Origin of the sequence: Micavibrio aeruginosavorus ARL-13 (assembly GCF_000226315.1) — a bacterium.
Classification (GTDB): domain Bacteria; phylum Pseudomonadota; class Alphaproteobacteria; order Micavibrionales; family Micavibrionaceae; genus Micavibrio; species Micavibrio aeruginosavorus_B.
Map to the genome: position 1 here is coordinate 110,687 of NC_016026.1, position 10,137 is coordinate 120,823.

10 protein-coding genes are annotated in these 10,137 nt (G+C 53.9%); 3 read left to right on the forward strand and 7 right to left on the reverse strand.

Annotated features, from left to right (window positions below; genetic code table 11):
• Window positions 1-14: 14 nt before the first annotated feature.
• On the forward strand, window positions 15-1,448 hold the full coding sequence (locus MICA_RS00505; RefSeq protein ID WP_014101681.1) for an HlyD family type I secretion periplasmic adaptor subunit: 1,434 nt from the start codon (window positions 15-17) through the stop codon (window positions 1,446-1,448).
• A gap of 147 nt (window positions 1,449-1,595) precedes the next feature.
• Here MICA_RS00505 and MICA_RS00510 read toward each other — a convergent pair whose 3' ends face one another.
• From MICA_RS00510 to MICA_RS00525, 4 genes are all read right to left on the reverse strand, one after another.
• The gene (locus MICA_RS00510) at window positions 1,596-2,006 is read right to left on the reverse strand and encodes a SpoIIAA family protein (protein WP_014101682.1); all 411 of its coding nucleotides are present in this window, start codon (window positions 2,004-2,006) and stop codon (window positions 1,596-1,598) included.
• 84 nt (window positions 2,007-2,090) lie between these two features.
• Window positions 2,091-2,513 carry a SpoIIAA family protein gene (locus tag MICA_RS00515; RefSeq protein ID WP_041793700.1) on the reverse strand — a complete coding sequence of 141 codons (423 nt, stop codon included), beginning with the start codon at window positions 2,511-2,513 and terminating at the stop codon, window positions 2,091-2,093.
• Window positions 2,510-2,899, reverse strand: a complete 390-nt coding sequence (locus tag MICA_RS00520) for a SpoIIAA family protein (protein ID WP_014101684.1) — start codon at window positions 2,897-2,899, stop codon at window positions 2,510-2,512. The genes MICA_RS00515 and MICA_RS00520 overlap by 4 nt, the downstream gene beginning before the upstream one ends.
• Before the next feature lie 22 nt (window positions 2,900-2,921).
• Window positions 2,922-3,296: a SpoIIAA family protein gene (locus MICA_RS00525; protein ID WP_014101685.1), complete on the reverse strand. Its 375-nt coding sequence runs from the start codon at window positions 3,294-3,296 to the stop codon at window positions 2,922-2,924.
• Between the two features lie 341 nt (window positions 3,297-3,637).
• Between MICA_RS00525 and thrS the strand changes: the two genes are divergently transcribed.
• Window positions 3,638-5,620 carry a threonine--tRNA ligase gene (gene thrS / locus MICA_RS00530; protein WP_014101686.1) on the forward strand — a complete coding sequence of 661 codons (1,983 nt, stop codon included), beginning with the start codon at window positions 3,638-3,640 and terminating at the stop codon, window positions 5,618-5,620.
• 73 nt (window positions 5,621-5,693) lie between these two features.
• Window positions 5,694-6,251 carry a translation initiation factor IF-3 gene (infC, locus tag MICA_RS00535; protein ID WP_049782071.1) on the forward strand — a complete coding sequence of 186 codons (558 nt, stop codon included), beginning with the start codon at window positions 5,694-5,696 and terminating at the stop codon, window positions 6,249-6,251.
• Between the two features lie 73 nt (window positions 6,252-6,324).
• On the opposite strand, the gene MICA_RS00540 is transcribed toward infC, so the two are convergent.
• The 3 genes from MICA_RS00540 to trxA all read right to left on the reverse strand — a co-directional run bounded on the left by MICA_RS00540 (window position 6,325) and on the right by trxA (window position 10,057).
• Window positions 6,325-7,431, reverse strand: a complete 1,107-nt coding sequence (locus MICA_RS00540) for a tail fiber domain-containing protein (RefSeq protein WP_041794132.1) — start codon at window positions 7,429-7,431, stop codon at window positions 6,325-6,327.
• A gap of 228 nt (window positions 7,432-7,659) precedes the next feature.
• A complete protein-coding gene (locus tag MICA_RS00545; RefSeq protein ID WP_041793701.1) occupies window positions 7,660-9,483 on the reverse strand; it encodes an ABC transporter ATP-binding protein in 1,824 nt (607 codons plus the stop codon).
• Window positions 9,484-9,739: 256 nt separating this feature from the next.
• A complete protein-coding gene (trxA, locus tag MICA_RS00550) occupies window positions 9,740-10,057 on the reverse strand; it encodes a thioredoxin (protein ID WP_014101690.1) in 318 nt (105 codons plus the stop codon).
• Between the last annotated feature and the right edge of the window lie 80 nt (window positions 10,058-10,137).

Genomic DNA, 10,137 nt, shown 5'->3' on the forward strand with positions numbered 1-10,137 from the left:
ACGGACGCAGTTTCATGAATACACCTGTCAAAAAACCAAACGCTGACAATAAACCTGCGAGCACACAACCCGCTGAGGATACGATCAATTCCAGCGCGGGTTGGGCCAAGGCGCAACAGGATTGGGCCAAGCAGAATTTTGAAAAGATGCAGGCCCATGCCGACCGGTATTTCACCACGGATGAAGAATTGCCGTTGTCGCGCCATTTGATTCTGGTGTTCTCGGTGTTGTTCTTTGTGGTCTTTGTCCTGTGGGCCAGCTTTGCCCCGATTGACGAAGTGACGCGCGGGCAGGGCAAGGTTATTCCGTCTGGCGAAGTGCAAATCATCCAAAGCCTGGATGGCGGGATTGTCGATGAATTCATGATTCGTGAAGGCGACGAAGTCACCGCCAATCAGATTATTATGCGCCTGCGTAATCTGGATGCGTCCTCCGATCTGGGTGTGAATCAGGCGAAATATCTGGGTCTGCTGGCCACCATCGCGCGCTTGCGTGCCGAGGCCGAGGGCAAGGCCACGCCGGAATTTCCCGAAAATGTAATGAAGGGCGCGCCGCAAAGCGTGACAGAACAACTGGAAGCCTTCCGCGCCAATACCCAAAGTTTGAACGCGCAACTGGCCGTGTATCAGCAACAATTGGCCCAACGGGAACAGGAAGTGCGTGAGTTGAACACCCGTGCCGCCGATTTGCGCGAGGTGATTCGCCTGTCCCGGTCCGAGCGCGATATGATTGCGCCGCTGGTTGAACGTGGATCGGCGCCGAAGATTGAATTGATCCAGTTGGAGCGCGGATTAAAAGAAAAACAATCCGAATTGAACTCTGCTTTGTCCGCTTTGCCGCGTGCGCAATCCGCCGTGGCTGAAGCCAAAGCGAAGATTGATGAGGTGACGGATACCGTGCGGGCACAGGCGCAAACCGAATTATCCGCCAAGCAGATCGAGATGAACGCGATCAGCCAGACCCTGGGGTCGTTGGAAGATCGCAAAACCCGGACCGAAATCCGTTCCCCTGTAAACGGGACGATCAAGGATCTGAAAATCAATACGGTCGGCGGCGTGGTGAAGCCGGGCGACCCGATTGTAGAAATTGTGCCCAAGGATGACCAGCTGCTGGTCGAGGCGCAAATTCGCCCGTCCGATATTGCATTCCTCTATCCGGGGCAGGCCGCTGTTGTCAAAATCACCGCCTATGATTTTTCGATCTATGGTGGACTGAAGGGTGAACTGGTCGATATTTCCGCCGACTCCATCACCAATGAAAAGGGTGAAAGTTTTTATCGTGTGAAAGTGCGCACGAATGAAAACAGCCTGAAGCGCAAAGGCGAGGTGCTGCCGATTATTCCGGGCATGGTGGCCTCGGTCGACATTATGACGGGTAAGAAAACGGTGATGGAATATATCCTGAAACCACTGATCAAAACCGTCGATGGCGCGATGCGCGAGCGGTAAAATTTTAATACGTACAATCTTTATCATGGGCATTCCCGCGAAAGCGGGAATCCACGCAAACATGTCTGTCCTCTGTATGGATTCCCGCTTTCGCGGGAATGCTAAATGGGGCATGAAATGGAATTTGATTTTACGGGTGCTTATAGATTACGCGGGTTCGTTGCTTTTAATCCAGCGCACGGCTTCTTCCAATTCCCCGGCCGCGTAAACCCGCATGACGCCCAATATTTTGGGCGGCAGGATCAGTCGTGATTTCATCACCGCCCGTTCGGTCGGATTAATGTACGCCAATCGCGTCGCGAACGGGGCCTGGTAAAAGATGGTTTTCAGGTTCAGTTCCGCCGCGTCATCTTCCCATCCCAGAAAATCGACATATTCGATCAGCATGCGCAGCTGGCCATGTTTTTCAATGATGGCGTTTCCGATATCAACGCACACATCCTTGTAATCCTGGGCATTGATAATACCGGTATAGCGGACGCAAAATGTGTCCAGCGCGGTATGGGGCAGGTTGATAACGGTTTTCCCGCTTACAGGGGGCGTCTGATCGTTTGGCATCTATGGCTTAAAAAATAAAAAAGCAACTGAATAGACGCTATATAAGAAGGGCTGGGTGCCCTTGTCTACATATCTAAGGTGGTGTTATGCGGCGGGATTTTTGTGATCGTCGGTCCGCTCCGGGCGGTTCATCCATTCCACGGCTTCGGCGATCTGCCCGGCCTCGAACATGCGCATATTGTTTTTCAAATCCGCCGGTAACAGCATGTGGGCTTTGGCCAGCGTGCGCTTGCTGGGGTTGATGTAGACCAGTTTGCGGACATGTGGGCATTGCCGCAAAACCGTTTTAAAGTTCAATTCGGCGGCCTCGTCATCCCACCCGGCGAAATTGGGGCCAAATTCAATCAACAGGCGGATGGTGCCGTATTTCGCAATTGCGGCATCCGATTGTTTGATGAAAATTTCGGTATATTCGGGCACGTTCATAACACCGTCATACCGGGCGCAAAATAAATCGCCCTCGGTTTGCGGCAGGATGATTACGCATTTTTCTTTTGTGTTGGTCATCGCGTTTCTGGCCTGTACGCCTGCATCCATGCAATGGCGTCATCCAGATCCTCCAGATTGAAATACCGTGTTTCAGCCTTGATAATCGGACGCATCATTTTCATCAACAGGATGCGCTGATCCGGCGGACTGACATAGGCCAGCCGGCGGGCCGTGCTGCCAATATCAGTGATGCATTTAAAACTCAACGCCGCCGCCTGTTCCGACCAGCCTTTGAAATCGCGGTCATAATAAACCAGAAGATTGTACCACCCGTTTTTTTGCTGGATTGCGCGCACGGGCGTATCAAAAAACTGTATATAATCGTCCACGCTGATGGTGTCGTGCAAATGCACGAACAATGTTGTGGCATTGGTTTCCGGCATGATCGTAATGGTGTTGGTCATGCGATCCCCCGTGAAAATGGTGTTATATCCGGGCCCAGGCCAGGGCGTCCTGGAACTGGTCTGTGTTGAAGATACGCAGATCGGTTTTCAACGCGGCCTGACGCATGCCCACATACTGAACCATTTTTTCGGGCAGATTGACAATCGCCAGTTTTTTTAAGTGCCGGGCCAGAAACAGCGTCGATGCCAGGTCGGCCATCGCGGCTTCTTCCTCCCAGCCCAGAAATTTTTCAAACAACAGGACCATGCGGATTTCCCCATGGTCGGCGGCCATCTTCTGCACCAGCGGCAAAAACTGGGTCTTGTATCCCTCACCACTGATGGGTTTGTCGACACGGATGCAGATCACGCGCTCATCCGTTTCGGGCATGATCTCGTTAAATTGCGTCGTATCCATCCGGCGTACACCCGTTTCCATGTTAAAAAGTATAGGCGCGCAACCTTACGCCAAACTTATTTTACATAGACAATTAGCACGCAAAAATGAATAAAGGATATATTCGAACACGCTGATAAATAAACGAAATTGGGCCGTGTTTGCCGGATCGTCCGGTGGGGGTGGCCGGGTCCGAGGGGGGCACCGCCAACTGCGTGGGTGATCGTGTTGAAAAGCCATGATTTATAACGCTCAACTGGCTGTGGCGGCTTGCTTTTTGCGTGGACATTGTGTTTCTTAACATATCGTGCGGCGCAACGGGTTTTGCGCCCGCCGTATATTAGCAAATCACAAGGTTTATCATGTCCAACACCGCCGCCGCTCTGGATCACATCACCCTCACGCTGCCCGATGGGGCCACGCGCACCGTCCCGGCGGGGACGACGGGTCTGCAATTTGCCGAGTCGATTGCAAAGTCGTTGGCCAAGGCCGCGATTGCCATTTCCGTCAATGGCGACATTCGCGACCTGTCCCGCCCGTTGGAAGACGGCGCAACGGTCAGCATCATTAAACGCGAGGACAATGCCGCGCTGGAGATGATCCGCCATGACTGCGCCCACGTTCTGGCCGAAGCGGTGCAGGAATTATTCCCGGGCACGCAGGTGACGATCGGCCCATCCATTGAAAACGGTTTCTATTACGACTTCGCCCGCAACGAACCCTTCACGCTGGAAGATTTGCCAAAGATCGAAGCGAAGATGAAGGAAATCATTGGCCGCGGCGCCGCGTTCGAACGCGAAGTGTGGGATCGCAATGATGCCATCAAGTTCTTCACCGACAAGGGGGAGATGTACAAGGCCGAGCTGATCCGCGATTTGCCGGGCACGGAAACGATTACGATTTACAAACAAGGCACATGGCTTGACCTGTGCCGTGGCCCGCACATGCCGACCACCAAACATATCGGCACGGCATTCAAATTGACCAAGGTTGCCGGTGCATACTGGCGCGGTGATTCATCCAAGGCGATGCTGACCCGTATTTACGGCACCGCATGGCGCACCGAAGACGAATTGCAGGCCTACCTGACCCAGATTGAGGAAGCAGAAAAACGCGACCACCGCAAACTGGGCCGTGAAATGGATCTGTTCCATTTGCAGGAAGAAGCGCAAGGGTCGGTGTTCTGGCATGACAAAGGCTACACCATCTGGCTCGCGCTGGAAGGATATGTGCGCCGCCGCCTGAAATCCGCGGGCTATATCGAAGTCAAAACGCCGCAGCTGATGGATTCCCGTTTCTGGGAACAATCGGGTCACTGGGGTAAATACCGCGAAAACATGTTCGTGGTGCCGGACGTCGTGCCGAACACGGACGAAGGCGGCAAGGTGTTCAAGGAAGAGCCGAAACATTTCATGGCGCTGAAGCCCATGAACTGCCCGGCACACGTCCAGATTTTCAATCAGGGCATCAAATCCTATCGCGACCTGCCGATCCGCATGGCGGAATTTGGCTGCTGTCACCGCAACGAAGCGCATGGCGCCCTGCACGGCCTGATGCGTGTGCGCCAGTTCACGCAGGACGACGCCCACATCTTCTGCCGCGAAGATCAGATCGAAGCGGAGTCCATGGCGTTCTGCGAATTGCTGCGCGTCATGTACACCGATCTGGGCTTTACCGATGTTGTGGTCAAACTGGCCACCCGTCCGGAAAAACGCGTCGGTACGGAAGAAAGCTGGGATTACGCCGAGAACGCCTTGAAGCAGGCCTTGGATAAAGCCGGTCTGGCTTATGAAATCGCACCGGGTGACGGGGCGTTTTATGGCCCGAAACTGGAATTCCACATCCGCGATGCAATTGGCCGGTCCTGGACCTGTGGCACGTTGCAGCTGGACCCGAACCTGCCCGAGCGTCTGGGCGCGTCCTATGTCGGCGAAGATGGTGCGAAACACCGCCCGTTGATGTTGCACCGGGCGATCCTGGGGTCGTTGGAACGCTTTATCGGTATCCTGATCGAAAACTATGCCGGGAAATTGCCGCTCTGGCTGGCCCCGGTCCAATGCGTGGTCGCCACCATCACGTCTGACGCGGATGATTACGCCCGTGACGTGCTGGAAAAACTGAAGGTCGCGGGCATCCGGGCCGAAATCGACCTGCGCAATGAAAAGATCAACTACAAGGTCCGGGAGCATTCCCTGGCCAAGGTCCCGGTCATGTTCGTGGTCGGCAAGCGCGAGGCCGAGGAGCAAAAGGTCGCCATTCGTCGCCTGGGCGATGAAAAACAGGCCTTTGACCCGCTGGAATCCGCGATTCAGGCCCTTGCAGAAAGCGTAAAACCGCCGTATTAATAACCCCTTATAGAAACTCGGGGGTGTGATGATCCGCCCCCGGTAACACCAACTTAATTAATGGAGACGACCCATCGCTAGACCACCTGTACCCCCGCGCCGTGATGCACCCCGTGATGACGGCCCGCGCGTGAATGCTCAAATCCGGGTGGACAAGGTCCGCCTGATCGGTGCCGATGGTGAAATGGTCGGCGTTGTGTCGATCCGCGAAGCTCTGGCCGCCGCTGAAGAAGCGGGTCTGGATCTGGTTGAAATCTCCCCGGGTGCTGAACCGCCGGTTTGCAAAATTCTCGACTTCGGTAAATACAAGTACGAGATGCAAAAGAAGGCGAACGAAGCCCGCAAAAAACAAAAAGTCATCGAGATCAAGGAACTGAAATTGCGTCCCGCAATCGGTGACCATGATTACGAAGTGAAGATGAAGGCCGCCCGCCGCTTCCTGGAAGAAGGGGACAAGGTGAAATTCACCCTCCGCTTCCGTGGTCGCGAAATGGCGCACCAGCAATTGGGGATGGAAGTTCTCAATCGCGTGAAGGAAGATCTGTCGGGTCTGGGCAAGGTTGAAATGGAACCGCGTCTGGAAGGCCGTCAGATGATGATGGTCATCGCCTCTGAATCACCGAAGACTTAAACACTTCGATAGCACATTCAAAAAGCCCCCGAGATTTTCGGGGGCTTTTTTAAATCAGGCCGCGTTCGGTGCGTTATCTTTCTTCGGCAGATTCCAGCCTTTCAACCCGGTGACGCAGGTCCGTGTTTTGTGTCCGCAAGACATCGTTTGCGATTTTCAGTTCTTGTACTGCTTTGACCAAGGGGACCACCACGGTGGAATAGCTCATGGACTTTGCGTTCCGAACAACTTCTTTTGTGCCGTTTTCCATCGTGATTTCAGTATCCGGGCCATACCCAACCAACTCCGGAAGGATCGGTTCAACGTCCTGTGCGATAAATCCCATTTCCGCCTTTCCGGCCGATTTAACGTCGCGCCAATGATACCGCACGGGGCGCAGCTGCATAATGGCCTCCAACCCGTCTTTATCACCCAGCGGCGTGATCTCCTTTTTCAATCGCCTGTCGGACGCGCTCGACCAGGCTCTGTTTCCACCGCATCCGTAGGTGTTTACCGCAAAACAGTAAATTGCGTATCCTGTGCTGCTGTTGCTGAGGGCGTAAAGGCCATAATTGGTGCCACTGTTGGATGCCGCATAAGCGTACACGCCGTATCCTGTGGGGCTGTCTGAATGTCCTTGGACGCCGTAATTGACATCGGATGTTGATGATGTGCGCCCATAGACACCGGTTGCCCCGTAACCGTTACCGCTATTGGTGCCGTAAATGGCGGCTGAGCTGGATGATGCCGTTGTAATCGCAACGGATAATAATCTTCCGGTCGCTGTTGATGATGTGATGGATAATCCGGGGCTGGATGTAATCCCATCCCATGTCCATGTTTGAGGATAGTTGGCGTTATTGATTGTGTTGGATGCTGTGGCTGGGGTCAGGCTTGAAATTGCGGCCGCGCCCATGCTGACCCATGCTGTTCCGTTGCAAAAACTCCATGTCGATACCCCGTTGTAGCGCAGTCGGCCCAGTTTCTCCGTTGTGCATGATGTCGCATCGTTCCCAATTTGCAGGAGAGATGTTCCCGCCGTGCTTTGCTCCAGCGCGTTTTGCCATGTCGTGCCGTTGCATATCAATGTGCGGCTTGGGATTTGTTCCGGTCCGCCGGTTTGTCGAACCTCACCATTCACGCTGCACGAATCACCGGGCTGCGCTTCGGCGGCCAGTGCGGGAATCGGAAAAAAAGACAAAAGGGCCCATAAAAAAATGGGAAAAAGGGCGTAAAAGCGCATCGCGAGTGATAACAATATTATAAATAAATATCTGCGCGAGCTTTCAATGGCAGCTTTGGGACGCTGCGGCTTAGCGCTATCACTCTGATTCCGGCACCAACGCCAAAGGCTTTCGAGGCCTTGCAATGTGGAACCGATTATAGGCGGCTTTTTTATTCCTTCAAGAGGGATTTTTGCGGACGCATTTTACTGCGCCGCAACGGCATCACCATCAATAAAATGCTCCGACTGCATCGCCCATAGTTTTGCGAACGTACCGTTTTTGGCCAGCAGTTCGGCGAAGCCGCCGTTTTCAACGATCTCCCCATTTTCCATGACGATCAGATTGTCGGCATGTTTCACGGTCGACAGGCGGTGGGCGATGATGACCATGGTTTTTCCGGCGAAGGCCGTTTCCATCGCGGTCTGGATCACCTGTTCCGACAGGGAATCCAGCGCCGATGTTGCCTCATCAAAAATAATCAAATCGGCATCGCGCACAAACGCCCGGGCAATACCCAGACGTTGGCGTTGCCCGCCGGACAATTTGATCCCGCGTTCGCCAATCATCGTGGCATCCCCATCGGGCAGGCTGGCAATCAATTCATCCAACGCGGCATGTTTCAGGGCGCGTTGGTATAAATCTTCGTCGACAGCGTCGATGCGGTCGAGCAAGATGTTGTCGCGGATGGTGATGTTAAACAATTCCACATCCTGCGGCACCAATGCGATACGGTTCAACCATTCATGCCCCGGAACATTGTTCAAATTGGCATTGCCGACGGTGATGGTGCCGGTTTCGGGCAACATCTGTTTCATCAACATGCGGACCAATGTTGATTTGCCCGCACCGCTGCGCCCGGTCAGGGCGATGGTTTTCCCGCGCGGAATGATCAGGTTGATATTGTGCAGGGCATGGCCCTTCTGCCCGTCATAGGTGAAATTGACATTGTTGAAACGAATATCATTCCAATCGGCGGGCAGGGATTGGGCGGGGGCGAAATCCATCATCTGCGGCTTTTCGCGCAGCGTTTCGGATATGCGCATAAACCCGTTGCGGTATTCCAGGAACTGATCCTGCATATAGACCATTTCTTCCAGGCGGGACCACAAATTGAACATCAGGAAGAACACGGTCGCAAACGCCCCGGCGCTCAACCACCCGCCAAACATACCGGACAGGCACAGGCCAAGGGTCAGGACGATCCAGAAAAACGCCGTCATGTTCAAAACCGTCCATTTGAAATAGGTGATTTTGAACACATCGCGCATGGCGAAATGGGCATCGGCTTCGTGGCGCTGGGCTTGCTCGTCGATATAGGCACCCATGTTAAACGCCTTCACCGTACGCACCGCGCCGACAAATTCGTAAACGCGGGCGGTCAACTTCTCCAGCATCTTGTTATGGCGGTCGTGCATTTTCGGCAAATTGCGCGCCGTATAAACGCCCACCGCCATAAAGGTGACGATAAACCCGGCATAGAGCAGCAGGAAGTAAAACGGTGCGTCGATCAGGATGACGGACGCAAAAATACCAATCACACTGCCCACGAACGGGACCAGTGACCATTTATAAATGTTATAAAGCTGTTTCAACGATGATCGCGCCGTGGTGATGCGCTGCATCTTGCTGCCCGATCCTTGCGATTCGTGCCAGTTGAGTGACAGGCGGTTCATGTGCCGCACGGAAAACAACGCCATGCTGCGATTCAAGCGATCTTCCATCGCCGCTTCGTTCAGGAACAAGCCCATGGAGATCAGCGCCAGGCCATAGGCCACCATATACGGTACGATCATCCACATCAGGCGGGACGGGTTTTCCATCGCCCAGCCTTCTTCAAATCCCTTGATGGTGATACCGATGAAAAACGGCATCATGGCCAGCACGGCAAATCGCACTATGCGTAATGCGGTAAACATGAAAAATGTTTTGCGATAGGGCCGCAAGAAAAACCACAACCAGCGCAGAAACGACGCCGATTCCGCGGGTAAATCGCGTTCGTCAGGCAGGATGAATTGTGGGTCTTGCATGGGTTTTACTCCGGTTTTTATGATTGTTTTCAACATGGTGCGCGCTGTCTCCCCACCTCTAGCATCCCCGCGAAAGCGGGGATCCAAGCGATATGCGGGGCCACACTCTGGATTCCCGCCTTCGCGGGAATGCCGAACAAAAGAAAAAATCGTCGTGTGCGCCGCGCGCGTCGTGTTGTGTATTTCTTGCAGTCATAAGACAATCCCGGCTTTCGCCGGGATGACTCAAAATTTTAAATGTGAACGTGGCGCGATCTTAAACGACCGAAGCAACCCATTCGTTCAGTTGCGTTTTGGACATCGACCCAACGCGGGTATCAACAACCTGACCACCCTTGAACACCATAAAGGTCGGGATGCCGCGCACGCCGTATTTCGTCGGAGCGTTCGGGCTTTCGTCGATGTTCACCTTGACGACTTTGACCTTCTCGCCCATTTCGTTGGCCAGTTCATCAACCAGCGGACCCATCGCCTTGCACGGGCCACACCATTCGGCCCAGAAATCAACAACGACCGGGCCGTCGGCTTTCAGGACTTCGGTTTCAAAATTTTGGTCGGATACTTTATGGGTCATGGCCCGTTCCTCTCTTCGGATGAATGAATTCTGTACCTTTTAATATGGTCGCTTGGCGTGCGGGGTCAAGGGTCGTGCGT